This window comes from Paraperlucidibaca baekdonensis (assembly GCF_003387535.1).
In the GTDB taxonomy this organism is placed as follows: Bacteria; Pseudomonadota; Gammaproteobacteria; order Pseudomonadales; family Moraxellaceae; genus Perlucidibaca; species Perlucidibaca baekdonensis.
This window is the reverse complement of the sequence record NZ_QUNR01000002.1, coordinates 414,663-441,466: the sequence shown is the minus strand read 5'-3', so window position 1 is coordinate 441,466 and position 26,804 is coordinate 414,663. Positions and strand designations below refer to the sequence as shown.

Below are 26,804 nucleotides of genomic sequence, written 5' to 3'. Positions count from 1 at the left end.
TAGACACTATCTACTACTCCGTCCTAATCAACGGCTCGCCACAATTAGTACTGCTCGCCTTTTGTCTTGATAAATACCTCATCAAGACAAAAGGCATCGCCGAACCCACAGCGCCTTCGCTCGGGTTACGGGTGAAGGCGGGTTTGAATTTTATGCACCACAAACGATAGCCTCGTAACTGGCAGAGGCTCCCTTCTTTGCCAGCAAGTCGTCAATATCACGAAAGCTCAAATTAAAGCGGTAGTAGACTCAGACTACATAGTTGATGAATAGACGAAAGCGATGCCGCTTTTAGGTGCTCACCCACAAGCTATCTCAACCGGTGAGTAAGCTTGTCACTAGCAGTAGCTTAACAGCGGTCAATGACCCGCACATGCCACTCAGCCGCCAGTATTTTTGGCATCTTCGAGAATCATGACCGCTCCCTTCTCACCGATCATCGTGGCAGGTTGATTGGTGTTGCCCCCAACCAAGGTTGGCATGATGGAAGCGTCGACCACTCGCAAGCCCTGTAGTCCATGGACTCGCAAACGCGGGTCTACCACCGCCATTGCATCCACCCCCATCTTGCAAGTACCCACAGGGTGATAGGCCGACTCACCGCTAGTCCTCACCCATTCAGCCAGATCATCATCACTCCTCAACGCAGACCCAGGCGAAATCTCGACATCATGGTGCGACTCGAGCGCTTGCTGAGCTAAGATCTTGCGCACCAGATGAACGCCACGAACCAACTGCTCAACGTCGGCAGTCTCAGCCATATAGTTAGGGTCGATCAGCGGTGCCTGGAGCGGGTCTGCGCTGTGTAAACCAACGCGACCACGCGATAATGGCCTAAGCCCGTAAATCATGACGATATAGCCATAACCACTCATCGCCGTCTTAAAGTCCCGGCCATGATCAGCGTACAACATAGGGCCGAAGTGCAATTGCAGGTCGGGTATGGACTCCTCAGGGCGAGAGCGGATAAACCCGCCGGCCTCGGCACCGTTGCTTGTCAGTACACCGCGCCGCCCGGTCAAATATTGCAGTAGCGCCCGCATTCCCTTGAGCCAGTAGCTGGGATGCATGGAGATACCAAGGCGGCTGAGGGCTCTAACACGCATGAATACATCAATATGATCTTGCAGGTTCTGTCCAACACCCTCTAGCGCATGCCGTATTTCGATGCCGTGCCGAGACAACTCGTCGCGCGGGCCGATTCCAGATAGCATAAGTAGTTGCGGAGAGTTAAAGGCACCTCCGCAAAGAATCACCTCGCGGCCGGCACGAACCTGTACCATCCCTGTCGAACACTGATACTCAACACCGGCTGCTCGGGAACACTCAAGCAACACACGCGTAACATGCGCCTCACTACGAATAGTTAAATTACTACGAGCTGCGGCAGGCTCGAGATAAGCTCGCGCATTACTGCATCGCTCGCCATCCTTCTGATAGGTATAGTAAAAGCCTACGCCCTCCTGCTCTCTGCCGTTGAAATCCTCATTATGCCGATACCCCGCCTGCTTCGCAGCCTCAACAAACACCCTACTAAGCGGGTTTGTATAGCGACGCTCTGCAACATTAAGCGGACCAGCTCTACCATGATATGCAACATTGCTCGAGTTCGACTTCGGCTCGAAATGCTCAGATCTGCGAAAATATGGCAGTACATCAGCATACGACCATCCATCGCATCCTAGCCTAGCCCACTCATCATAGTCCCATGCATGTCCGCGAATATAAACCTGAGCATTGATAGCACTGGAACCTCCGAGCATCTTACCTCGAGGTTGAAACAACGCTCGGCCATACATGTGTCTCTGCGGCTCAGTGTTAAACTGCCAATTGAAACGACGACTGAACATTAGCTGCAGAAAGCCCAGCGGCATGCTTACAAAAGGATTTTTTCTGCTCTCGGGTCCAGCCTCCAGTAATAACACTGAATAACGACCACACTCAGAGAGTCGATTAGCAAGGACGCACCCAGCTGAGCCAGCGCCTACAACCACATAGTCGAATTGTTCAGGCGTCATCTTGATCTGACTGATCATTAACTTTTTGCCGTCAGTTTAACCATCAACGTGGAGTAGCCGCGCACAAAGTTAGACTGCACACGCTCCGGCTCACCGACAACCTCAATATTATCAAAACGCTTGAGCAGCTCCTCCCACAGAATACGCAGCTGCAATTCGGCTAGACGGTTACCCATGCAACGATGAATACCGTAACCAAAAGAAATATGATTGCGCGCGTCCTTTCGATCAATAATAAGTTGTTCAGGATTTTCAAATTTACGTTCGTCCCGATTCCCTGATGCATACCACATCACCACGCGATCGCCCTTCTTGATAGTTTGACCACGCAGCTCCACATCCTTCGTAGCAACCCGGCGCATATTTGCAAGTGGAGTTTGCCAGCGAATTATTTCAGAGACCATATTTGGTATCAGCTCTGGATTCGCCTTTAATTTAGCGAACTCTTCAGGGAACTGATTTAAGGCCAGCACACCGCCACTCATGGAATTACGAGTAGTGTCATTACCACCAACAATAAGTAAGGCTAAATTCCCAATAAACTCCATTGGACGATTAATTAAATCCTTTGTTTCTTCGTTACTCTGCAGCATGCTAATTAAATCAAAGCTGGGTTTTTCGCCGGCAGCACGGCGCACTTCTTTGTCGCGCCAAAGCCTAGAAAAAGACCACGCCATTTCAGCAGCAGCATCAAACATGTTATCTTCATCGGTATATTCACCACCGGTCGCCGATGATGCGCCAGACAATCGATCCGACCAGTCTACTAACTTGTGACGCTCCTCATAAGGGAAGTCAAGCAGCGTAGCAAGCATACGCCCCGTCAGCTCTTTCGATACGGTAGGAACCCAATTGAAAGGCTCGCCTAGAGGCAAACTGTCGAGCACCTCGCCGGCGCGACTGCGGATCAACCCTTCCATTTCCTTCAAGTTCTGCGGCGCTACCACACCTTGAACTACCCGACGTTGCACATCATGCTTGGGCGGATCCATGGCGATAAACATTTCTACCGATAGCCCTTCTGGGGGATCACCCAAAACAATTTGTGGCTCGGAAGAAAAAAGCTCGTAACTTTTGTCTACGAACAAAATATCTTCATAGCGCGTCACCGACCAAAATGGACCGAACTGACTATTTTTCTGATAGTGCACTGGAGCTTCATCACGAAGTCGCTTGAAATAAGCATCCGACTGACCTTGTCGATACAAGAAAGGGTTGCTGGTGTCGATGTCCTCGATCGCCAAGCTGTCAACGTCAGGCAAAGTCGCTTCGACAAAATTTACTTGAGGGCGCGACGAACCTAGGGCCTTCTTCTTAACCTTCATTAATATCTTCAGAGCCTTAATCTGCAGATGCATAGGCACTAATTTGGATGTGACATTTATCACTTTTGTTTGAATTGCATCTTGTGTACTTGAGTTCGATGACATGGTGACCTCCGCGCTCACATTTGAAATTCTGGCAACTTAATAATTAAACCGTCCATATCCTCAGAGGTTTTGACCTGGCAACCCAGCCGCGATGTCCTAGCTCGCTCTGGAGTCATCGAAAGCATCTGCTCCTCAGCATCGTTGACAGCCCCTGTCTTTCCGAACCACTCATCTGCAATAACCATGTGACAGGTACCGCAAGCGCACTCCCCACCACAATCTCCATCAATACCGGGAACAGCATTATCTAAGGCAATTTGCATCAGCGTTGTTCCAGCCTCAAACTCTGCGACATGTCTGGTGTTGTCACGCTCAATAAAGATTATTTTGCTCACTGCTACTCTCTTAACCATATGTTGTTTGAGGCTTAGCTTGTCGGTAACCCGATGTGCAAGCGAGGACATTTCTTGACATAACAGGGACATTTCAAGACAATTTAGGGAATTTTCTGAGAAGAGCTTATGGCTATAAAGCCACCGCAGAGAGGAAATCAAACCTCCGAAGCCGACATTCAATCAAGTTACTCGCGACTGATCGCTCGTGAACTTGGCTTATCAGCACGGCAATTGCCAAAGCTGCTATGCGGAACAGGTCTCAACGTTAAACAGTTTCTAATTGAGGACAGCCTCCTCTCCGTACATCAGCAGATCCTAATTCTACGAAATGCACTAACGCTATCTGAAAGATCTGGATTTGGACTCCGACTTGGTTCGCGACTAACCCCTGCAACGCACGGTGTAGTCGGCGTGGTCGCTTACAGCAGCCCAGACCTTCTCTCCGCACTACAAGCGTTTCAAGCATTCCTTCCCACGCGAGCAAGCTTTATTGAATTACACTTACATCAGATTGACGATCGTCTTGAGTGCATAGCTAGCTTTCAGGTACAGCTTGATGAAGATATTGAAAGGTGCCTAGCGGAGGCAGTCATCAAATCATTTTTCGAAATTGGCGAGTTCATCGTAGGTAGCCCTTTATATGAGACAGATGTCTATTTTCGCCATCCCCCACCCCCGTATCAGGATTTCTACTCGGACTATTTGCCGGGATCGATTCATTTTGGTTGCGCTCAATTAAAGCTTACTTTCCCAATGGCATTGTGCAGAGTAGCAAACGCCTCAGCCAATAATGAAAACTATCGCCTAGCATTTAAGCAGTGCGAGCTCATGCTTGCGCGACTTCAAAACCATAAACCGAACTATCAGACACTAGTCAAAAAATTAATGCTTTCACACCCTACTGGAGCTCTATGCGAAGAAGAAGCCGCTGCAGCCTTATTCATGGGAAAACGCACTCTTTCGCGTAAACTTAAAGAGGAAAATAGTAGTTTTCGGCAAGTACGAGACGAAATTTTATCCCGACGGGCAGCTACCTATTTACGTGATACTCAACTGTCCGTAGAGGCTATCGCTTTGCTGCTTGGCTATCACGATACTGCAAGTTTCAGACGAGCCTTCAAACGCTGGTTTGTTATGCCTCCCGTCCAATACAGAAAATGCAACGGTACTGACAAGTTAACTTCTTAGCTCAGCAATAGTTGACCTTTACGCCTTTAAGCAACCACTGCTCTCCACACTGCGAACGTAGCTGTGCTACTGCGTCGATAATGACTAGCTGAAGTTAGGTGTCTTCCAAGATTGAATAGGTTAGATACTGCAGCATGATTCGTTAAAAATGGGGGGATTACCGCATCAGTTCTATCAATGTTGAAAAGCCATAGCGAGCTTTGAGACTCTTTATTTCCTCAGGCACAGTTTTGTTCAGAAAATTTGCTGCTTTACCCAGTTTTAGCCACCCAACTTGTCCTGCCTCTGTTGTGGAGAAACCTATTAGTTGTTGTACTAAGGGACTAGACAGTATCCATGATTGCTCAAATGCATAACGAAAAGCATCACTCGCTAAAGTCTCAGCGACTGCACTCCTAGTTTCAAATAAATGGCGAGCGTTTATCTTCAAATCATTTAGCTCAACGACGAGCAACTCGCGCTGAGCATCTAGCTGGCACCCTAACGCAAGACAACTATCCATTGATTCTAAGTCAACCTGATCAATCAAGTGATGAGTTAGTGCATTACGATCAGCTACCATCTGCGTCAATGTGCTTTCCTTGCGCATAAATGTATTTGAGTCGACCTTTATTTCAAACTGTACGGAAAACTTGTCTGGCGAATTATTTTCGGGATATTTATAGCCAGGATCGATTAAGCATAAGTACTGGGTAGCTAGTCCTCCCATAGTCTGCAAGGCAAACCGATCCAGCTGCCGCTGCTGAGGATCACCGGCTTCACTCATAGAGCCACAAATACTGCTATGAGACAGATAGGCTTTTAACATCATTTCAACTTGCTGAATGATGTATAGGTTTCTGCCAACCTTTCTGAACATCTCATCAACAGCTGTTTTTAACTCCATGAGACCAAACTCCAGAGTCCTTCCTCAGAACAAGCTTCTAGACCACGTTGAAACGCCAGCAATCGGTAAGAGCGATGATATCGGCTTTGATAGTGGCTAATCCTCGTTGAATAGTTACAAATTTGTAACGACTACCATTCTGGCACTCGATAATTGCCAGTCTCAACTATCTCATACGCTCATGTTTGCCAAGTCTCCTGCATCAACTGCAGGAGCTTAATCAAACAAACTACGAGCAAAGTCGGCCAACGAACCCTCTTATTACCGAATGTTTGAGTACCTCCTATACACACTAGGAGATACTCATGGACAAACTAGAGGCGGAATTACTGAATTGGCTAGAGCATGAGGTTGAGCGACCACGCTGTGCTGAGCGGTGCCAGCAGATCAAACAATCTGTCACGGACCTTAGGCAAAGTCAGTTGAGCGCTAGGCTCGACTTGCAGACAGAGCATTGTGAGATCCGTTTGCAGCAAGATTTCTGGAACCTTACGATTATCCTCAAGGTCAACGGAAAGCTGCTCACGCTGTCAGAGCAGTCTTTAAAGGATTTAAAGACTGCTCTGCAACAGGACTACCAAGTACATTGGATACTGTAGCGAAGCCTCTAGACCGCTAGCGGTCTAGAGGCTTATTTTTCGTTGAATATAGATCCTCAATGCGATGGTGACCCAAGTAATCCCACGATGCGGAAATCTGCTATCACCTCGCCGGAGCGATAGACGATAGCGAGCGCCATCGACTGGGACTACCTGATGCGCATTACTAGTTTCAATTTCATACTCTGTGACAAATTTCTTCCCTTGCTTCTTCTCTGCAATTACGCGGAAGCGTATGGGGTATTGATCGAACAACGCCTCAAGCAGATGAATACCGCGCTGTAGCTGTAAATGCTCTTCGAATCTATATGTGACATAAGGTGCGCATCGGTGCTCGGCCAGCCAACACAACTCTTCGGATAAATGCAGTAAATCCTGTTGAGAAGCTGACGCCAAGGAAGCAAGCAGTGCTTGCTGGCAGGAAATAGCGCCTTCGTCACTCAGTCGTGCGTAAGGCTTTGGCAAGTCTTTGGCCATTGAGCCTGTTTGAAAAACGCGCTCAACCCAATCCATTGCCTCAATAATTGATTGTTCAATTTGGGCATCGATGCTTGATGGTACAGCTGGCTGAGTAGACCGTTGTTGACTAATCTTTTGCGCCAGCTCCATACCCTCTTCAAATGCCTTCAAAAGCCCAAATGACTGCTCAAATTGTTCAACAGTGGCTGCGACTGCACTCGCCTGCTTTTCAGGCAAAGCATGACTAGCGCTTGCTAAGCGTCTCGAGATTGTCTCTGCCGCATTGGCTATTTTGGCTCCTCGTCCACGACTATTTTGCTTTAAACCAGCAGCGCCGCACCTAGCCTGAAGCGATAAATGAATAGATGCTTCTGGCCTTGAAAACCCAGCGAATCGAATGAGATCCAACCAATGAAAATAATGAAGTAGTGTTGTCGATTCAGAGAGATGTCCCATCATGCAGCGAACAGTTGATAGCTCAAATCGCCCGACAGTACCTGATCCTAAAGCCACTCCTTGAATAGTCGGCAGCAGGTCTTCAACTGTCTCGAAAAATGGGAACTGTGCCTTGAGTGCCTGCAGGTTTGATTGCTTGTAGAGAAGAGCCAACAACAGCAAGCCACAAAACGAGTGCCTTAGGCTGTGATATTTAACTTTCTTCTCACCACAGACTTCTTGGAGCGCCTTGGTAATCTCATTGAACAACGTATCGCCAAGCGTCAAACATTGATGGCCATGCTGATTAAAGATCAATGACTCTGAGGAGCCTGCAGAGTCCATTAGTTCCTGTATGTGGCCGATAAGCCCCTCACTTAGTGAGTCTGCTATCTCAAGCGGAATAATGCGTTTAGCGTTGGTAGTTTTTAATAAGCGCAGCAAATGCTTAATCACGCGAATGACTGGAACGTTGCCAAGCTCTAAATCTTGCACTCTTAATCCATCGGCTTCTGAGCGTCGAAGCCCAGCGCCATAACCTAGGTCTGTCAAAGCGCGCGCTACTTTAAATAGCGCAGGATCTAAGCGTCGCTCCAGCAACACAAGCGCTGATTTCAACTCATCAGATGTGACGAATTGCGCGTTAATACCCGAGTGCGCAGTTCTACCGGCTGACTCAAATTCTTCGCAGAATGTTTTTGATAAGTAACTCGCAAATGAGGACATGACTGATAACGCTTTATCTCGCTGCTCGAGAGAGCCCGTAACTTCCTCAACAAGGGCTGACCATTGATCAGGATCATCAATTTGCTGAAAGTCAGGAACAACGGGCAGAAGGCGCGCATGCAAATGATCAAGTGACAGCTTTACAGTGCGAGGCGCATTTTTTTGAAGACGATCCTGCGCCCACTCAAGTATTTGCTCAATTAAGGGGGGCTGCTCATTCATCAATGCGCTGCTGATAAAGGCCTGGGCTTGCTTTTTGGCATCAGCGCTAGAGCTCGACAGTATTTTGGACAACTCCGTCAGTGGCGGTTTGCCAGAGCGTTCGCTAGCACTTAAGCCCTGCTTCTTTTCAAGCGAATCTTGGGGAGGATCAAAGCGCTTATCGTCAAAAAGGTGCTCACCCGTCGAGGATCCTTCCTGGGAGCTGTCGATAGGCAAACTTGATCGCCCTAGAATTCTCGCCAGAGACTTTTCATCAAGTGAGCTGGAGCTAATCTCTCCGCGCATATACTCAATAGCAAATGCTGGAAGCTTGGCCAACATAAAGCCTCGGGCTAAGCCTGAGCCAAATAGTGCCCTTTGATTGAGTCGACTGAATGACTGAGTTAACTTTTTCAAACTAATTAACGCGTCACGAATTGCTTGAAAATTCACTGATAAATCACATCGAGAATCAGCCCAGTCAATACTTTGCGCCAGGAGCACCGTATCCTCTGTTAGCCATTGACGTCGCCGCTCTCCTCGGCGCTTCTCATAACACCCAGACGTCCAATACAAACTTTGATAAGTGCGCACACGTTTAGCCGCTAGCTCTCTCAGCGTAATAACCACCTCACCCTTACTGCTGATTCCACAAGCTAGTGTCAGCCAAAGGCACAGCAAACCTAAGCGATGTTGGTTATCAAGAGAGATGCCGCCTGAGTAAGCGCTTCTCAGAAGACACTCAGATTCCGCTATCCAAACATCAGACAGACCAATTGATGCAGAAAACTCCGCCAGATTGAGCTGCTTCGCCGACTTTTGTTTGACCAGGGGAAACTGATCAACATCATCTCTGCCCAGAAGCTCAAGAACATCCCTAATCCGCTCATATTGACCTTCTAAGGCTTCTTGATCATGGGGAGACTGAATGAGCTTAAAGCACGCACTGACCAACTGCCCGGTGTCGTAGTTATGCGCGTCGAACCATACGGAGCCCTTCTTAAATACAGCCGCTAAAATGGCACTCAGCAAGTCTGCAGTCGGCCTCTCAAAACTAAAAACCGCATTATCAATAGCTTTCTTATCAACTCCAAAAATATCGGCTAGAGCAGAACTAGCCTCTATGTGATGAGCTGAGTTGCTAATCACAGTCATGACAGAACTCGCCAGCCAGTCGCTTCAAGAACACGATCCATTTCATCAGCAGCTGCTATAAATGAATCAAAGTTGGTAGAGCTAAACGTCGTTAGCGGCTCTCGCCCCATGACACCATGCCCGCCGTAAAAGTCTGTTTGAATGCCCCTCACACCTTCATTGAACAATGCAGAAAACATCCATCGCCGCATTGAGTTCAGCTCAAGCTCGAATTCAAGCCCATACGCCTTTAACTCTTTAGAAAACCCACCTGGTTTAAACGGTCGTACCAAGCACTTGGGGCTAATCAAGAAAAAGCTGAGCTTGTTGCCCACTACTTTGGGGGCACCATGGGCAATCGGTGTTATGCGCATTTCCCTATAAACAGCCAACTGCTTCTGGACCAACTTTGGCAAAACTAACTGCCTTAACGCGTCTTTTTCTTGATAGCTTAATATCATCCTATCTCGAAACGGATGCAGCTCAATTTTCGGTGAAATGGCATGGCGAAAGCCGAACCCTGCAGTCATTACCATGAGTGTGTATAAGGTCAATAAGTTGGCATGCTGCACAATGTCATATCGGTCTAAGAGCGCATTTTCAAACTGATCAATTAGCACCTTAAGCTTCTTAGCAGAGATACAGTTTGGCGAACCAACAAAATACTTTTGCGCAGGTAGATGCTTTTCACATACCCAGTATTTAGTGTCGTAATGAAGCAAGGCATCCATACTAGCCCTGTAGCGGCTCGCCAACTTTTGAGCCTCAACGCAGTGATAATGAAGATCCACCACGCTATTCGATGTTTGCCAGTCGGTCAGTAAGGCCATGGCTGTATTCATGCCCGACTCACTTTGCAAAAGTCTAGGCAGCGTTTGCCAAAGCCGCGTAGCAGAAACGCCATACGTTTTCAGTGAAAGCCCCACACGCATTGCAGCACTCACAATATGATCTTTTTTCACGTTAACTAGCAGCTCAGGCTCTATATCTTGGCCAGCAAGCTGACTCAACATTAGCTGCGAAACACTCAGATAGTCGGGAACCAACACAAACTCAGACCGAGGAATAACACCATTCCAATCTCTCACTTTGACCACATTTGGCTGGTTTACTCGAAGCGCTAAGCAGCCCATCGCAGGCAGCAACACAACGTTTATTTTTGATGGATCATCACTTAGAGCACTCAGGGATGACTCATCAAACTTTGTCGCGCTTGGATCGATCCAGATCGCACCTGGCAAGTTCACAAGTGAGCGACCAGTCACCAGACTCACTAATAAAAATGATGATGCTATGCCTAGATCATTTTTAACTGCAGACATCTTAATGAGCAGCTCTAAGCAGCCTTGAATTTGATGATGCGTTAAATTAACCACGTCCCACCGCAGTAACTCATTTCTATTTGCTAGTTGCTTGGCCTGATACCGGCCCACTGCAATTGAAGAATGACGTGAATGGTCCTGCGGAATTTTTGGCGAGATAATCGCTTGCTCAGTCATGAGCTCTAAAGGAGAGCAATCATTTTCCTGCGCTTTCTTTGAGATTTTAGGGGGTATAGCAACATGAATAAACTCAACCTGCTCCTCAACATGCAGATCCTGACGCATCACCTGTATCTGTGCTGGTGCCGATAAATTCAGCAAGGACTTCGAGTCTCGGTGTGGTGTTTTTTTTGACTGCCCCTTTCGTTTCGAGCCAGAGGTAGCTTTCCTACCGATTCTCGTTTTCTCAGGATTTTTAATGAAGCTCTTAGCCTGCCTATTGAATTGCTCACAAAGTGGCAAAACCTCATCAATAGGCCGCCCCTGAGAAGCCGCATCAACAAAAGTACGTAGCGCTAAACACACCTTGATCAACGCATCAGATGACGGTTGTCTTTGCTCATCCTCAAGCCGCGCACCCATTAGCTGCATACGGGTTGCCTTAGCTAGCGTCTCTGAGTACTCATCTAACGTTTTAGACAGATTTAATTTAACCGTTTGCGTCAGTAACTTTGCCGTTAACTCATCACAGTCAACTTTCAATGGATGATTATTCGGCAACGATGTCAGTAAAATCACATACCCCGCGTGCTGCTGCCTATATCCATGAAATGGGTGCGTATTCGTCGTTTCATCTAAAAGCGGAGCATTAATCACCGCTAGCTCAGGTGAGCGGCTGGGATTGTTCAACGCCTCCGCTTGAATAAGCTGAGAAAATTCAGATAGCTCTGCCTTGGAAATACCAATTTCTATTGCTAACTCGGGAGTGACGGTGACCAAGTCATGAAGCCGACTTATCGCAACAGATAAATAGTGTTTATCTGCTGGAGCCCACAGTGCGTGGGCTACTCGTGTAGAGATAACGTCAAAGCTATTCATCTAAGGAGTTATCCGTCGATGCTGAGCTTTTAGACAACGCTTTAGAAATACTAGATCGATCTTTTCCAGTCAGCTTGGCTAACTTAACTTGTGACAACTCGACTCCCGAAAGCATCATCACCAAGTCATTAATTACTGATATTTGATCTATGAGATCGATCGAAGGGAAAAGCACATGCAGAGGTAGACGAACTTGAGAAAATGGATTGCTCGCATCTATATAGCGAACAGCAACCTCTGTCGCTGGATCAAGCTCTGATAAAAGAGCGCAAAAAATCTCAGTCTGGCCAATAAGCGCTCGCTCATCACCATTAATGCAGACACAAGGAATAAAGATCTCTAATAGGTAAGCTGCGGCCTCAGGGCTTAATGCAATTGGGAGTTTTGAATCAGCATATGAGCCCGCATACGTTAATAATATTTTGGCGGGGAGCCTTTCAATCTGTGCAGTGGAGTGCTTGACGCTATGAACTCTCAAAGACTCAGGTATATAGGCAGATTGCTTCTTGGTGGAGCGCCTTCGCTGCTTGAGGCTCAATGGCAATGTATTTTGGTCAGGCGCCCCGCTCTTGAGCCTTCGTGATGCCATCTGTCTTCCTCACAAAAAGTAGGTAGGGGTCACTTATAGCCTGCTGATTATTCACATAACCAACTGTGCATAATGACCATCTTGCCAAACATAAAGCACCAAAATGACACCAAAAGCCACATGCCAATTACAGCAAAAATACCAGTAAATGACTGTAAATCAAGCTTTATATGGTGCTTTATGTACCTTATCGTGCTTTAGCACAACTCGTGGGAAAACTTTGACATGGTCTGCTAGTGTCTACCACATATCGAAACCCGCGAAGCCTTGTGCCTAGCGGGTTTTGTCGTTTTAGAGCTCGATAATTTGAGCCGCTAGAGCCCCCACTGAAAAAATTACCAAACACTAGTTTTTTCATCCGCCAAGCTATGGTGAACTGCGTATTCGCTATTACCCATGAGCCATCCATGAGCATGCTCGACCCCATCATCTTGTTTTTCCTGCTCGGCCTGATCTCGGGGCTGCTGCGCGCTGAGCTGCGTTTGCCGGCGGCGATTTATGAGTTCGTCAGCATTCTGCTGCTCTTGGCGATTGGCCTCAAAGGCGGCGTGGAGCTGGCCAAGCAACCACTGACTAACCTGCTGCCCGATATGCTGGCGGTGATTGTCATGGGCGTGGCACTTGCCCTGCTGGCTTTTCCGGTATTGCGCCTGCTCGGGCGTTTCTCGCGCGCCGATGCCGCCGCCATTGCCGCGCACTATGGCTCGGTGAGTGTTGGTACCTATGCGGTGGCGGTGGCGTATTTGGGCTCACGCCAGATCGCCTTTGAAGAGCATATGCCGTTGCTGCTGGTGCTGCTTGAGGTGCCGGCTATTTTGGTGGGCATTGTGCTGGCGCGCGGCATTTCCCGGCAAACGCGCTGGGGCGACGTGGCACATGAGGTGTTTTTGGGCAAAAGCATTGTGCTGTTGGTCGGCGGCTTGCTCATTGGCTGGGCGGCTGGTCCCGAGGGATTAATTGGCATCAAGCCGTTATTTTTCGACTTATTTAAGGGCATGCTCGCGCTATTTTTACTCGAAATGGGCTTAATCACCGCCACACAAGTGGGCAGCCTGCGCCAATACGGCCTATTTATTGTGGTCTTTGGTGTGGCGATGCCGCTGCTGTCATCGGTGATTGGTACGGGCTTGGCGCTCGCACTTGGCCTGTCGATTGGCGGCACGGCCATGCTCGCCACACTCGCCGCCAGCGCCTCCTACATCGCCGTACCGGCGGTCATGCGCATCTCGGTACCGGAGGCCAATCCCACCCTGTCATTGACTGCCTCGCTGGGCGTGACATTCCCCTTCAATGTCATCTTCGGTATTCCACTGTATTACGCGATGGCCGAATGGGCCCACGCCACTTGGGGAGGCTTAACGCCATGACACAGGCAACCCGCACACTGCTCACGGTGATTACCGAGGCGGCATTAGAAACCGTGCTGATTCGCGAGATTGAGCGCTTGGGCGCCAACGGCTACACCATCACCGATGCGCGCGGCAAAGGTGGCCGCGGTGTGCGCCATGCCGGCTGGGAGGCCAATGGCAATATCCGCATTGAGGTGGTGTGCAATGCCGCCACAGCAGAGGCTATTAGCGCGTACTTGCAAGCCCACTACTACGATAATTACGCGATGATTTTGTTCACGCATGATATTGCGGTTTTGCGCCCAGAGAAGTTTTAGCCACGCCAAAATAGTTAGCATTAGGCGGCAATCAGCGCACACGGTTGGCACAGCGCTTATGCTAATATCTTGCGCGAAATTAATGTAGCCCGCACCGTTCACCCTCGCGGGCTTCATGGTTTCACTGGCGCCTCGCCAACACTTTCTGTTTATAAAACGAGATCATTATGCGCAACACCTCACTCCTTTGCTTGTCCTTAGGTGCGTTAGTTTTATCTGGTTGTGCCACCACACCAGAACCCACATTTGCCGATATTTTGGGTACCCGCGTGAGCGAATACGCCGCGGTGAAGAAAGACTGGCAGGCCGGTGCGATCTTAAAAGCCGAGGGCGAAAAAGAAATGGCTCGCGGCCAAGCCGATATTGAGAAAGGCGAAAAGCTGATTAATCGTGGTAAAGAGCAGCTCGAACGTGGTCAGGTTAACGTCGACAAAGGCGCTGAGCAAATCAGCAAAGCCGAAACCGACTACCGCGATTTAGTGGCCAATCCGGCGGCATTACCCACGCCCGCCCAGTAAGGCGTCGATGTGCTATGCCGATGCGATTTACGCGCGGCATGGCACGCAAGGTAATTGTCAGACAATTTCTGCTTGCCGAATACGCAATGACACGGTAGCGTGACTTTCCGGTCAACCTAGCCTGAGAGTTACGTGTCATGTCTGCCATTGTTAATCGTTTGAAATCATTACCAAAACTGAGCGCACTGCGCCTCATCATCACTATTTTACCGATGCCACGGCCACTGGTGCTGCTTGGCGAGGGCTCGGCACAACGACTGTGCCGCAGCATGGCCGATCAAGGCCTACGCCGCGTCATGGTCATCACCGATGATGTATTAGCAAAGCTTGGCACCATTGACCCGCTGATTACTGAGCTACACAGCCACGGCGTTGAGACCACACTCTTTACCGGTGTGCGCCCTGACCCTACATTCGATATTGTCGAGGCTGGCTTAGCCGCTTGCCAGGCCGCACGTGCCGATGCCATTTTGGTGGTCGGCGGTGGCTCGGCGATTGATGCGGGCAAGGTGATTGCTCTCTCAGCCGCTACCGGTAAAACGCCTCAACAACTCGTCGGCGTACTCAAAGGTCGCCAACCCGCACTGCCCTTTTTTGTCGTCACCTCGACCTCAGGCACTGGATCAGAGGCCAGCGTCGCGGCCGTCATTTCCGATAGCGCCACGCACATCAAAGCGCTGATCGTTGATCCCGCCATGGTGCCGCAAGCGACGGCACTTGATCCGCTCATTACTCAGGGCATGCCCGCTTCAGTGACCGCGGAGACCGGTATCGATGCCCTCACCCACGCGCTAGAGGGCTGGGTCAGTGGCTTTGCCAATGTCGAGACTGACAACTACAATCGCACGGCCATTCGCATGATATTCAAGCACCTTGAAACCGCCTGCACGGAGCCGAAAAATCTCGCGGCGCGCGAGGCCATGGCGTTGGCATCGCACTATGCCGGCATTTGTTTGAATACCACGGCGGTGGGTTATGTGCATGCGATTGCGCACCAGCTCGGTGCCAATTATGGCGTGCCGCATGGCCGCGCCAATGCCATGGTACTGCCCCATGTGCTGCGCTTTAATGCCAGCAGCTGCCGGAAAAAATTTGCCCAACTCGCCCGTGAGCTCGATGTCGCCAGCACACACGATAGCGACTCGGTCGCCACCTCGGCCTTGTTAAACGCTGTCGATGACCTGCTCGCGCGCCTGCCGTTGAAGCATCAAGGCGACTTAATCAAGCGCACTGATTATCAGCGCATTGCCCATGATGCCCTCACCGAGGCGCACGGGATGTACCATGTACCGCGCTACATGGTCGCGACTGACGTACATCAGGTGCTCGATGGCGTGGTGGCGGCGGCCTAAGCACCGCTGGATATAAAAGCACCGCTAGATACAAAAACGCCGCCTCATCTGGGCGGCGTTTTGCTTTACGGGTGATGCTTATTGCGCGTTTGTTTGCTGAAGCGATCAAAGCGTTGCAAGCCGCGCACCACCAGCAAGGCCGCGACCGGTCCGGCGAGCGGATAAACAATGCCGGTGAGCACGGGCGATAGCAAAATCAAATTGCGCAGGCCACGGCCATACAGCACGCCAGCGCGGCGCACATACAAACCACCCGTGGCCGACCAGCGCTCACGCGAGGCCGAACCCACGGGCATGGCGCCAATAAAGCCAGCATGCGTGTAATAGCGCACCGCCATGGCCGAGGAAATCAGCGATGACAAGAGCAGCACCAAGAGCACCAGCTCCAACGCTAAGCGCGGCGTGAACAATGGCATGCTGCCGTCCATGAGGCTCTCGCGAAATAACGGCGCCGATAGCGTCACCGCGCCCATCAGGCCGAGCACTGCGGTGGAAGCCGTGACACTGGCGGACATTAAGGAGTTGCGCAGGGTTTGCACGGCTAAGACTTCGGTGCCTGGTGTGGTGCTGACGGTCGCGAACCATTCCTCGCGTAATGTTTCGTGGGCTTGGCGCGCCACGCGCTCCGTGGGTCGGCGCGAGCGAATGGCAAAACGAAACTCATAGAGCGTGAGTAAGGCAATCGTTGCCGCCACGGCCAACCAGCTCAGCGCTTCCAACATGGCTAACGACATGAACGACTCTCCTGCATGCGGGGCTAGCCAGAAGTCGTACTAGCCGAAAATGATGCATCGAGTGTAGCCTGAGTTGCATTCGTAGTGGAGGTGATGGCGATGTTACTGAGCGCAAAAACCAGTGTGGTGGTGGCTGTTGATTTGCAGGGTCGCCTCGTGCCGGCCATCTATGATGGCGCCGCGGTTTTAGCACAGGCGCAGCGCTTACTGCGCATGGCCGAACTGCTCGATGTGCCACGCTTGAGCACCGTGCATCGTCCCGAAAAACTCGGCCCGACCGATGCCACCGTGCGCGCACTGGTGACCGGCGAAATTGAGAAAGTTCATTTCGATGCCTGTCACGCAGGCCTACTCGATGCCCTACCCGCCGGCGCCACACAGGTGGTGATGTTTGGCTGCGAGGCGCATGTCTGCCTGCTACAAACGGCACTCGGCGTGCTGATGAGCGGGCGCGAGGTCTGGGTGGTGGCTGAGGCTTGTGGCTCACGCCACGCCAGCGATAAAGCCGCGGCCATGGCGCGCTTGCGGGATGCCGGCGCGCGCATCATTAGCGTAGAAATGGCTGGCTTTGAATGGATTCACGATAGCCTAGACCCGCGCTTTCGCGCGTTCCAGGCCTTGGTCAAAAGCGTTTAGTCGCTGGTCATGCGCTGATTGATCCAGCGACTCATCCACGCTGGCGATAACTTCACCGCCAAACTCAGCACCTTGGTTTGCAAACCCACGGGGTAATGCACGGGGCTGGTTGCGCCACGATCATTGGCGGCATACCAGACGGCGCGCGCGACATCATCGGAATTGAGCTTAATGCCCAATGACTTCACGCTCGGCATATTGCCTAAGCCGGTGACCATATTGGTTTGCACAAATAGCGGCCAAATGCTTTTCACGCGAATGCCTTGCACCGCCCATTCGCTGTCGAGTGCTTCAGTCAATCCACGCACAGCAAATTTGCTGGTCGAGTAGCTCGCCAAGCCGGGCTGGCCATAAATCGCCGAAGCCGAGGCCATGTTAATGACCACGGACTTTGGCGTTTTCACCAAATAAGGATAGGCCGCGTGGCAGCCCGCCAACACGCCATTGACGTTGATGTCGATGATCTGCTGGTGGCGCGTCAAGGGGATCTCATGGAATGCACCGGCGCTCAGAATACCGGCGTTATTGACCAATACATCGAGGCGGCCGCCGGAGACTTTAGTGAATGCGGCCAAGGCCTTATTCCACTGTTTGGCATCAGTGACATTGAGTGCTGTGGTGAAGCAGCGCGCCTCGCCAATCTCGGCTTTTAGCGAGGCCAAGCCCACTTCATCGAGATCGCCAGCACCAACAAACCAACCCTGATGGGCAAACTCAAGCGCCACAGCGCGACCAATGCCGGCAGCGGCACCCGTAATAAACACAGCTGAAGTCATGGCAGCAATCTCATCCTTAGAGGCAATAATTTTAGCTCATGCGCCGGCGTCTCGCTAGCCAGAGCCCAAGACAGGCCATGACCAAAACGCCTAGCGCCTGCAATCCCAATACCGCATCCCGCGTGCCTTTACCTAAAAAATCCAGCCACGTGGCTTTGTGCAAATAGGCAAAGCTGAAGCCCTCGGCACGCGATAAATCGTTGACCACCGAGCTCACCACGGCATCGATGGGGTCAATATAAATCGTCGTGTGATCAGGTGTATCGAGGCTCAATTGGTAGACCGGCAAGCGCTTTTGCACAAAGCCATACTCCGGCATAAAGCGCGTAATCGCCTGTGTACTGATGATGCGCGCACCGGGGTATTGCGCCAACACATCGGCGGCCAGTTCGCCGAGATAGCGCTCCAGTGTTAACGCTTGTGCGGTATCGGCGCGCTGCACCTGCATCAATAACTCGGCCTTGGCATGACCACTAGCGTGCTCGGCATGCTCGGCGGCGACAGTCGAGGCTACTGCTACGGCAGGCAATTTGGCATAGCTTAACCACAGTGGCCCATCGTTGCTGGCAACCACTAGCCTGCGCTCGCCGATCAGGCCCAACGCTGGCGGCACGGTGCGCACTTGTGCGGCGCTAAAAGCCACTCGGGCAGGTTGCGCGGTAAAGCCCGGCTGAGACTTATTGATCGCTAGGACATGGAAAACGCCACTGCTCATGGAGGCAATAGCACCAAGCGCGACAAGCCAAGCGAGTCGACGATGCCAGCGCCGCGAGGTTGGCATGGCATGCAGACGACGCGCGGGCAATGAGCCACGCAGTAGGCGCACAAGACCAGTGAGCACGACCATCAAGCCCACACTCAACACCAGCGCCATCGCGATATCTCGCGAGGGCTCATGCGGCCAAAATCGCCAGTTGTGCAGCTGCGAAAATAGCCCACTAAAACACGTTTTCCAGGAGTCGCTCAATGCCGCCAAGCGCAGACCACGGGGCTCGATAAACGCCACCGTATCGTGACCCGAAAACGCCACGCGCCAGACCGGCAGGTAGCGATTCACAAACGGGTATTCATCGCTAAATGTGTTGACCAGCGTAAGCCTTGGCTCGCCCGAACTGATGCCTGTGAAGTGCCGTGCTAAGGCCGTCATCAGCGTTGGCTCGATGGCACTGGGCTGGCCATCACGGGCACGGAAATAGCGGCGTTGGTCATCGGCGGTGAGCGCGGCCCAATAGGCCTCACCCTGCCAAGTCAGTGGCCGCAGCTCGTGCAAGGCCAGTGCGGCAGGCAAGACCTGCGCTGGAGCCGGCACGCCCTGCCAGCTTACCGTTGAGATGATCTCGCTCGGTGGCATCATGGCCGCCGCTGAGGGCTGCCAGCGCGCCATGATCGGGTGCAATAGCCCGGTCAGCGACCAGGCCATCAATGGCACAACCACCAACAGCGCCAACAAGCGATGCCAGCGCATGAGCGCCGCCATTAGTAAGCCTTGCTCACGCCAACATACACCGCACGGCCATCGCCGGGGCTAAATTGCGCAGCATCCGCGCCATTGGCATCAAAAATCACGCCGGTGGTGTTGGCGTAGCGCTTATCACCGAGGTTACGGCCCTCGACAAACCACGCCACACCATTGCTCAAGGATTGGTTGAGCTTGAGGCCAAAGACGCTATAGCCCGGTGCCGCCAGGGTATTGCTGTGATCGACCCAGGCACGCGAAGCCGACTGCAACGTGGGGCCAAACCAGACATCGCCGGGGAGTTTTACCGCGGCTTCGGCATTCAATACGTGATCGGGCACACCGGCAATGCGGTTATTGCCAACGCTGGCATCGCGGACAAAGCGGAAATCGTTGTAGAGATAGCTGGCCTGCGCGCGCCAAGCATTCGCTCGTGCACTTAAGCCCAGCTCGATGCCTTGGTGCAGCGTCTCGCCAGCGTTAATGGTGGCGGAGCGATTATTGCCGACGTCTAAGGCTAGCAACTCGTTGCGAATCTTGGCGCGATAGACTGAGGCATCCCAGCCGAGTTTAGCATTGGCTACTTGCACATGACCGCGCGCACCGACTTCAGTGGTCATCGCGCGTTGGGCTTTTAAGGGCAGATTGTTGAAGGTCTCGGAAAAGCTTGGTGGCTCAAAACTACCGCTGAGATTGGCATATAAGTCAATTTCTGCAGTGAGGTGATGGAGCACGCCAAGCTTGGGCGAGAAACGCTGATAATCCTGATCGTAGCGTGGTGGTGCCGGCACATCACCGGGCGCGACTTTGCGCTGCGCATCGGTCCATTGACCGCCTAGTGTGAGATCGGTTTTCGGCGTGAGGCTCCAGCGCGTCTGCGCATAGGCTTCGAGGTTATGGGCCGTGAGTTTGTTGGACTTCGTCAGTGTGGCGCAGGGATGGGTGCCGGCAGGCGCTGAGACTGCCGGCGGTGTGCCGCCAGGACCTGCTGGCGTGATGACATAGCTGCACTGCTCATCGACAGTAAGACCGCGCCGCCAGTTCACACCGACGGTGTGCTCTTGCTGAGCACCAAGCCATTGCGTGGGTTGTGTGTGGCGCAGGCCGATGCCGCCATCGCGACTATTTTGCACAAGGCGCGCAAAGCTTAACGGATGAAACAACATCTTTTTCGCGGCAAACGCGGTGAACTCAGTCACGCCGCCATCGGCATGCGTCAACGCGGTACGGTTAGCGAGGCGATAGAGCTGAAAGTCGCGCTTGGCATCGCGATTAAGACTGCCAGCCTCGGCTTGACGCGGATTGGCTTTGAGGGCGGCGTAAGTCAAATTGCCCGGCAGCTCCGAGTCGGTATCAACCACCGTCACATAGGTGCGATTTTCCAGTTGCGGGCTCAGTTGCACGCCGACATTGCCGACAAAGCGCGTGTTGCGCTGATTGGCATGATCACGAAAGCCGTCTTGCTCTTGGAAGTTTAGTGAGGCAAAGCCATCGAGCGCGCCCTTTGCAGCACCAACACTGAGGTTATAGCGCTGATAATCAAACGAACCGGCCTCGGCGCGTAATGACAGCGCCGGCGCACTACGACCGGTCTCGCTGATGTAATTGATGGCGCCGCCGAGCGTGCTGCCGCCAAAGCGCAGGGCATTGGCGCCGCGCTCAACTTCGATATAACGCGTGGCTTGCGGCTCAATGGCCTGCATATCAAAGCCACCATCGGCGAGATTGATCGGCACGCCATCTTGCAACAGCAGCAGACCACGGCCGTGGAAAGTGCGCTGCAAGCCAGAGCCGCGAATGCTGATACGCGCCTCATCAGAGCCAAAACGCGAGGCAATAAACACACCTGGCGCGAGTTTCAGCGTGTCTTCCATGGTGCCAGCACGGCCGGTCAAATAATCTTGGGCATCGACCACGGTGACGCCACCGGGCGTTTTTTGTAGCTCAGTTAAAGCGCGCGCCGGGCTCACCGAAAAGACTGAGGCTTGGGCATCGGCACTAATCATCAGCTCAGGCATGACATGCTCGGCAGCGACCGGCGCACTCAGACAGAGCATGGCAAGCGCCAGCGGGCATCGCGTGAATCGGTTTTCTAGTTGTTTTATCGGACGCATCGTTAATCTCCGTTAAGATGCGGCGATTGTAGGTGAGTCTTTGCTCGCCGAACTGCGACATAGTGTCGCACCCCCACGCGTATCTGCCGGGCGAACCGCCCATTCGCGGGACTACTGATTGGCTGACTGTCCGCACCTCATCGCGGCGCTGAAATTTGGAATGCTTGTGTTATGACCGTTGCACTATCGACCGCTGTGCTCAACCTTCCCGCCCTGCCCATTCGCGCCGATGATAAACGCCACTGGGCCGGCATTCGCGGTGGCGCGCAGGCGCTAAGCATTGCCGAGATTGTGCAAACTCATCCGGGTCTGGTCGTGGTCATCACCCATAACAGCCAAACCGCCGCGCGCCTAGAAGACGAGCTGCGGTTTTTTCTGCCCGATGCCACGAGCTGGCCGATCGCGCATTTCCCAGATTGGGAAACCCTGCCTTACGACCAGTTCTCGCCGCATCAAGACATTATTTCGCAGCGCTTGCAGGTGCTCTCCACGCTGGGCAAGCTCACGCGCGGCGTGTTGGTTATTTCCGCCAGCACATCTGCACACCGGCTAGCACCGAAAGACTGGCTGCTCGGTCAGGCTGTGAGCCTGCGCATTGGTCAAAAACTCACGCTCGATAACACGCGCACGCAGCTCGATGCCGCCGGTTACCGACTCGTTGATACGGTCTATGAGCATGGCGAATTTGCCGTACGCGGTAGCCTCATTGACCTCTACCCCATGGGTGCTGAGCATCCGGTGCGCATCGAGCTATTTGACGATGAAATTGAGACATTGCGCCTGTTTGATGGCGAAACGCAGCGCACGGTGGAGGCCATTGACCAGCTCACGCTGATGCCCGCCCACGAGTTCCCGCTCGACAAGGCCGGCATTCGCCGTTTTCGTGATCAATGGGCCGACACCTTCAGCGGCGACCCGAAGCGCTGCAGCCTCTATACCGACGTCATCAACCGCATCGCCGGCAATGGCATTGAGTATTATCTGCCGCTGTTTTTTGAGCAGTGCGGCAGCATTTTTGATTACCTGCCGAGCACCACCTTGATGGTCATGGAGGCCAATGCCCATGAGCAGCTCGGCCAATTTCGCCTCGAGGTCAGCAATCGCTACGAACAATACCGCGGCGATTTAAGCCGGCCATTGCTGCCACCCGAGCGGCTTTTTCTCGCCGACAATGACTGGTTTGGTGCGCTCAGCGCCTATCCACGCATCACCTTAGCGGCCGATGATCTGGTCGACGAGGCCCGAGCCGGCCAACATCAACTGCGCTTTTTGCCAGCGCCTCTGCTGCCCATCGACAGCAAAGCCGAGCAGCCATTAGCCGAGCTCAAACGCTACCTGAGCGCCACCGATACGCCGCGCGTCTTGATATGTGCGGAAACCGCGGGCCGCCGCGAGAGCCTCAGCGAGCTGTTTGCGCGCCATGATCTGAACCCCGAACCGGTGGCGAGCTGGGCTGATTTTTTACTCAGTGATGCGCGTGTTTGCCTCACCGTTGGCGCACTTGAGCAAGGCATACTCAGCGAGCAATTTGCGCTGGTTGCCGAGTCGCAATTGTTTGGCCAGCGCGTGGCGCAACGGCGCCGTCGCAAAGCCACCTCCGCCGATGGTCAAGCGGAAATGGCCATCCGCTCGCTCAGCGAATTGCAAACCGGCGCACCGGTGGTGCACAACGACCACGGCGTGGGCCGCTATCAAGGTCTGGTCACGCTCGATATGGATGGCACCGTGCAGGAGTTTTTGCTGCTCGAATACGCCGACTCCGCCAAGCTTTATGTGCCGGTCTCGCAGCTGCAAGTCATCTCGCGCTATGCCGGCGCCGATGATGCCATGGCGCCATTACACCGCCTCGGTACCGAGCAATGGACCAAGGCGCGCCGCAAAGCCGCCGAGCAAGTCCGCGATACTGCCGCCGAGTTGCTCAATCTCTATGCTCGCCGCGCGGCCCGCCAAGGCTTTAGCTGTGGCTTCGATGAGCTTGAGTATCGCCGCTTCGCTGATGGCTTTTTATTCGAAGAAACCGCCGACCAGGCCGCGGCCATTCTCAGCACGCTCGCCGATATGCGCTCGCCACGGCCCATGGATCGCCTGGTCTGCGGCGATGTTGGCTTTGGCAAAACCGAAGTCGCCATGCGCGCCGCCTTTGTCGCGGTGCAAGCGGGCAAGCAAGTCGCGGTCTTGGTGCCGACCACCCTACTCGCGCAACAGCATGTGGAAAATTTCCGCGATCGCTTTGCCGACTGGCCCATTCGCATAGAAGGTCTGTCGCGCTTTCAGTCGGCAAAAGAGCAAAAAGCCACCATGGCCGATTGCGAAGCCGGCCTAGTCGACATTGTTGTTGGCACCCACAAACTCTTGCAGCCGGATATGCACTTTAAGCAGCTCGGCCTAATCATTGTCGATGAAGAACACCGCTTTGGTGTGCGCCACAAAGAGGCGCTGAAACAGCGCCGCGCCGAAGTCGACTTGCTCACGCTGACCGCCACGCCGATCCCGCGCACGCTCAATATGGCCTTCTCAGGTCTGCGCGACTTGTCGATTATCGCCACGCCGCCAGCGCGCCGACTGGCGGTGAAAACCTTTGTCCGTGAGAGCAATGAGGCGGTCATTAAAGAGGCCATCTTGCGCGAATTGCTGCGCGGTGGTCAGTGCTATTACTTGCACAATGAAGTCGAGAGTATCGAGAAAACCGCCGACTCATTGCGCGCGCTGGTGCCGGAGGCGCGAATCGGTGTGGCGCATGGACAGATGCGCGAGCGCGAGCTTGAGCAGGTCATGAGCCAGTTCTATCACAAGCAATTTAATATCTTGGTGTGCTCAACGATTATTGAGACCGGCATCGATGTGCCGAGCGCCAACACCATCATCATGGATCGTGCCGATAAGCTTGGCCTCGCCCAGCTCCATCAGCTGCGGGGTCGGGTTGGCCGCTCACACCATCAGGCCTATGCCTACTTACTCACGCCGCCGCAGAAATCGCTTACCGGCGATGCCGAAAAACGCTTAGAGGCCATTGCCGCCGCCGGCGATTTGGGCGCCGGCTTCGCGCTCGCATCACATGATTTAGAAATCCGCGGGGCTGGCGAGCTCTTAGGTGAGGGTCAAAGTGGTGACATCCACAGCGTTGGTTTCACGCTCTATATGGAGATGCTTGAGCGCGCGGTAAAGGCCATCCGCAGCGGCCATACGCCGAATCTCGATCAGCCCTTTGAGCTCGCCGCCGACATCAATTTGCGCATCTCGGCCTTGATTCCCGATGACTATTTGCCCGATGTCCACAACCGCCTGCTGATGTATAAGCGCATCAGCAGTGCCGACAGCGCAGACGCCCTCGATGAGCTACAAGTCGAGATGATTGATCGCTTTGGCCTACTGCCCGAGCCGGTGAAAAATCTTTTTGCGGTGAGCGCGCTGCGCCTGCGTGCCAATGCCTCAGGCATCCGCAAAATAGACGCAGGCCCGAGCAGCGGGCGCATCGATTTTGCGCCGGAGACCAGCATCGATCCGCGCCGTTTGATTACGCTGATTCAACAGCAGCCGAAAAAATACAAATTGGAAGGCGGCGATAAGCTGCGCTTTAGCGAGGCCATGAGCGATGGCGCCAGCCGCTTACGCGCGGTCAATGGCCTGCTCGATGCGCTGACGCAATAAGCAGCGCTAAGACAACAGCGCGCTAATACCGGCCTGTAATGGCCAGACGCTATTAATCAGCGCACCGATCAATAAGCTTGGCGCAAACGCCATCTCCGCGGCGGGTACAGATGCCTGTTCGGATGCCGGCCTAGCGGTGGGCGATGGAGCGGACACAACAACTGCCCGCGCCATAGCCCAGAGAGCCAACGCCACGCTGCCATACACAAAACTGCCGAGCACCACACCCGGTGCGGAGCCCAACCCCAAGGCCACTAGCAACTTCACATCACCACCGCCCAAGCGCCCTAAGACAAAGCCCGGCAAGGTCAGTGCCAGCGCTAGGCCGGCGGCGATAAAGCCCGCGCTCGCCGGCGCGCCGCTGAGTGTGAGCTGATACACCGCCAACTGCAGCAGCGCCAAACCGATCAGTGGCAAGGTCAAGGCATTGGGCACGCGCTGCTCACGCGCATCGACCCATGCACAGGCTGCTAACCAGAGAAAAATCATTAACATGCCGGCCTCCATTGGGCTGATTACCACATCGATACTGCGCCTTAAACAAACACGCGCTATAGTGACAGCCTTGCAACACGCCCAACACAGGCCATACGTTTAATGACTCTACGCCGACACACTCACGCGCGCGAACGCGGCACCACTGCCATCGAATTCTCCTTCGTGTTCGCGCTGCTGTTTGGCATATTTTGGGCCATTGTGAGTTACGCCATGCCTTTTTTCTTGTACCAAGTCATGAGTCAGGCAGTCTCCGAGTCGGCACGTTATGCGCTGCGCATCGACCCGTCGCTCAACGATAGCGCCATTGAAACGCTGATCAATAACTACATCAAAGCCGAGCCTTTAGCCGTGCTTCCCACGCGCTTTCAAGCAATCATCAACAACGCCAATGCTGACCCGAGCACCATCAGCGACAGCCTCAATGACGGCATTAGTTATCGCACGCTCAACGTCACCCTCACCTACCCTGGCTGCAGCACAACCGCGCAAGCGAGCTGCATTGTGCCAGCACTGAATTTATTTGGTGTGAGCATACCTAAGCTTGGCGCTTTCGACGCCACCGCCACTGTGCATTTGGGGAGAAGATAATGACTTCCCGCCATCAACGTGGCGTCGCCGTGCTCGAATTCGCGCTGGTGTTTACGGTGATTTGGGCGGTGTTTTGGTCGATGGTGTGCTACGTGGTGCCGCTGCTCGTGCAACAAGCCATGCATCGCGCCACGGCCGAAGGTGCGCAAGTCGCGGCCATGACCATCAGCCCAAGTTTGCGTGTCTCACAAGCAAAGCAAGCGGCTCTCGGCGCGATGGACTGGCTGCCAACGAGCTGGCTGAACTCCCTGAGCGCCGATCAAACCACCATCAAAACCGATGCCAACTGCCCGCTCGACAACAATGGCGACGCGACAAGCTGCTTGCTCGAAGTGGTGTTGACCATGAACTACGCCGATAACGCCCCGCTGAAACCTATCCTCGGTTTTCCCGGCTTCGGTACCATTCCAAAATTGCCCGCCACGCTGGGTTCAACTTCCGCTATTTTGTTGCAATAA

General features: G+C 53.1%; 22 protein-coding genes. 10 read left to right on the top strand and 12 right to left on the bottom strand.

Annotated features, from left to right (window positions below):
- Positions 1–380: 380 nt before the first annotated feature.
- The 3 genes from DFR26_RS06105 to DFR26_RS06095 are packed head-to-tail and all read right to left on the bottom strand — an operon-like array spanning position 381 to position 3,783.
- On the bottom strand, positions 381–2,018 hold the full coding sequence (locus tag DFR26_RS06105) for a GMC family oxidoreductase (protein ID WP_116208175.1): 1,638 nt from the start codon (positions 2,016–2,018) through the stop codon (positions 381–383).
- Between the two features lie 17 nt (positions 2,019–2,035).
- Entirely contained in the window at positions 2,036–3,448 is a 1,413-nt protein-coding gene (locus DFR26_RS06100) for a cytochrome P450 (RefSeq protein ID WP_116208174.1), read from the bottom strand.
- Positions 3,449–3,462: 14 nt separating this feature from the next.
- A complete protein-coding gene (locus DFR26_RS06095) occupies positions 3,463–3,783 on the bottom strand; it encodes a 2Fe-2S iron-sulfur cluster-binding protein (RefSeq protein ID WP_116208173.1) in 321 nt (106 codons plus the stop codon).
- A 126-nt stretch (positions 3,784–3,909) separates the two neighbouring features.
- Here DFR26_RS06095 and cypR point away from each other — a divergent pair, with 126 nt between their 5' ends.
- Positions 3,910–4,971: a transcriptional regulator CypR gene (gene cypR, locus DFR26_RS06090; protein WP_116208063.1), complete on the top strand. Its 1,062-nt coding sequence runs from the start codon at positions 3,910–3,912 to the stop codon at positions 4,969–4,971.
- 157 nt (positions 4,972–5,128) lie between these two features.
- Here the strand turns inward: cypR and DFR26_RS06080 are convergent, their stop codons facing one another.
- On the bottom strand, positions 5,129–5,857 hold the full coding sequence (locus tag DFR26_RS06080; RefSeq protein WP_116208062.1) for a hypothetical protein: 729 nt from the start codon (positions 5,855–5,857) through the stop codon (positions 5,129–5,131).
- A gap of 305 nt (positions 5,858–6,162) precedes the next feature.
- On the opposite strand from DFR26_RS06080, the gene DFR26_RS06075 reads away from it, so the two are divergent.
- Positions 6,163–6,456, top strand: coding sequence for a hypothetical protein (locus DFR26_RS06075; RefSeq protein ID WP_116208061.1), 294 nt, complete (start codon positions 6,163–6,165; stop codon positions 6,454–6,456).
- Positions 6,457–6,480: 24 nt separating this feature from the next.
- On the opposite strand, the gene DFR26_RS06070 is transcribed toward DFR26_RS06075, so the two are convergent.
- The 3 genes from DFR26_RS06070 to DFR26_RS06060 are packed head-to-tail and all read right to left on the bottom strand — an operon-like array spanning position 6,481 to position 12,360.
- Complete coding sequence (locus DFR26_RS06070) at positions 6,481–9,432, bottom strand: tyrosine-type recombinase/integrase (protein ID WP_116208060.1); 2,952 nt, start codon at positions 9,430–9,432, stop codon at positions 6,481–6,483.
- Positions 9,429–11,771 (bottom strand): hypothetical protein, encoded by a 2,343-nt coding sequence (locus tag DFR26_RS06065; RefSeq protein WP_116208059.1) that lies wholly within the window; start codon positions 11,769–11,771, stop codon positions 9,429–9,431. The genes DFR26_RS06070 and DFR26_RS06065 overlap by 4 nt, the downstream gene beginning before the upstream one ends.
- Positions 11,764–12,360 carry a hypothetical protein gene (locus tag DFR26_RS06060; RefSeq protein ID WP_116208058.1) on the bottom strand — a complete coding sequence of 199 codons (597 nt, stop codon included), beginning with the start codon at positions 12,358–12,360 and terminating at the stop codon, positions 11,764–11,766. Before DFR26_RS06060 ends, DFR26_RS06065 begins: the two co-directional genes overlap by 8 nt.
- Before the next feature lie 407 nt (positions 12,361–12,767).
- Between DFR26_RS06060 and DFR26_RS06055 the strand changes: the two genes are divergently transcribed.
- From DFR26_RS06055 to DFR26_RS06040, 4 genes are all read left to right on the top strand, one after another.
- Positions 12,768–13,727 carry a sodium-dependent bicarbonate transport family permease gene (locus DFR26_RS06055; protein WP_245953021.1) on the top strand — a complete coding sequence of 320 codons (960 nt, stop codon included), beginning with the start codon at positions 12,768–12,770 and terminating at the stop codon, positions 13,725–13,727.
- Positions 13,724–14,026: a P-II family nitrogen regulator gene (locus DFR26_RS06050; RefSeq protein WP_116208057.1), complete on the top strand. Its 303-nt coding sequence runs from the start codon at positions 13,724–13,726 to the stop codon at positions 14,024–14,026. The genes DFR26_RS06055 and DFR26_RS06050 overlap by 4 nt, the downstream gene beginning before the upstream one ends.
- 167 nt (positions 14,027–14,193) lie before the next feature.
- Positions 14,194–14,544 (top strand): hypothetical protein, encoded by a 351-nt coding sequence (locus DFR26_RS06045; RefSeq protein WP_116208056.1) that lies wholly within the window; start codon positions 14,194–14,196, stop codon positions 14,542–14,544.
- 137 nt (positions 14,545–14,681) lie between these two features.
- Positions 14,682–15,896 (top strand): iron-containing alcohol dehydrogenase, encoded by a 1,215-nt coding sequence (locus tag DFR26_RS06040; RefSeq protein WP_116208055.1) that lies wholly within the window; start codon positions 14,682–14,684, stop codon positions 15,894–15,896.
- Between the two features lie 65 nt (positions 15,897–15,961).
- Here DFR26_RS06040 and DFR26_RS06035 read toward each other — a convergent pair whose 3' ends face one another.
- A complete protein-coding gene (locus DFR26_RS06035) occupies positions 15,962–16,630 on the bottom strand; it encodes a DUF599 domain-containing protein (RefSeq protein ID WP_220375718.1) in 669 nt (222 codons plus the stop codon).
- 99 nt (positions 16,631–16,729) lie between these two features.
- Between DFR26_RS06035 and DFR26_RS06030 the strand changes: the two genes are divergently transcribed.
- A complete protein-coding gene (locus tag DFR26_RS06030; protein ID WP_116208054.1) occupies positions 16,730–17,266 on the top strand; it encodes an isochorismatase family protein in 537 nt (178 codons plus the stop codon).
- Here the strand turns inward: DFR26_RS06030 and DFR26_RS06025 are convergent.
- The 3 genes from DFR26_RS06025 to DFR26_RS06015 are packed head-to-tail and all read right to left on the bottom strand — an operon-like array spanning position 17,263 to position 21,612.
- Entirely contained in the window at positions 17,263–18,042 is a 780-nt protein-coding gene (locus DFR26_RS06025; protein WP_116208053.1) for an SDR family oxidoreductase, read from the bottom strand. The genes DFR26_RS06030 and DFR26_RS06025 overlap by 4 nt on opposite strands.
- Before the next feature lie 31 nt (positions 18,043–18,073).
- Positions 18,074–19,507, bottom strand: a complete 1,434-nt coding sequence (locus DFR26_RS06020) for a hypothetical protein (protein ID WP_181898998.1) — start codon at positions 19,505–19,507, stop codon at positions 18,074–18,076.
- An 11-nt stretch (positions 19,508–19,518) separates the two neighbouring features.
- Positions 19,519–21,612 carry a TonB-dependent receptor family protein gene (locus DFR26_RS06015; protein ID WP_116208051.1) on the bottom strand — a complete coding sequence of 698 codons (2,094 nt, stop codon included), beginning with the start codon at positions 21,610–21,612 and terminating at the stop codon, positions 19,519–19,521.
- A gap of 171 nt (positions 21,613–21,783) precedes the next feature.
- Between DFR26_RS06015 and mfd the strand changes: the two genes are divergently transcribed.
- Complete coding sequence (mfd, locus tag DFR26_RS06010) at positions 21,784–25,260, top strand: transcription-repair coupling factor (protein ID WP_116208050.1); 3,477 nt, start codon at positions 21,784–21,786, stop codon at positions 25,258–25,260.
- 6 nt (positions 25,261–25,266) lie between these two features.
- Here mfd and DFR26_RS06005 read toward each other — a convergent pair whose 3' ends face one another.
- Positions 25,267–25,755, bottom strand: a complete 489-nt coding sequence (locus DFR26_RS06005; RefSeq protein ID WP_181898997.1) for a prepilin peptidase — start codon at positions 25,753–25,755, stop codon at positions 25,267–25,269.
- A gap of 102 nt (positions 25,756–25,857) precedes the next feature.
- On the opposite strand from DFR26_RS06005, the gene DFR26_RS06000 reads away from it, so the two are divergent.
- Positions 25,858–26,346: a TadE/TadG family type IV pilus assembly protein gene (locus DFR26_RS06000; protein WP_116208048.1), complete on the top strand. Its 489-nt coding sequence runs from the start codon at positions 25,858–25,860 to the stop codon at positions 26,344–26,346.
- Positions 26,346–26,804: a TadE/TadG family type IV pilus assembly protein gene (locus DFR26_RS05995; RefSeq protein ID WP_116208047.1), complete on the top strand. Its 459-nt coding sequence runs from the start codon at positions 26,346–26,348 to the stop codon at positions 26,802–26,804. The genes DFR26_RS06000 and DFR26_RS05995 overlap by 1 nt, the downstream gene beginning before the upstream one ends.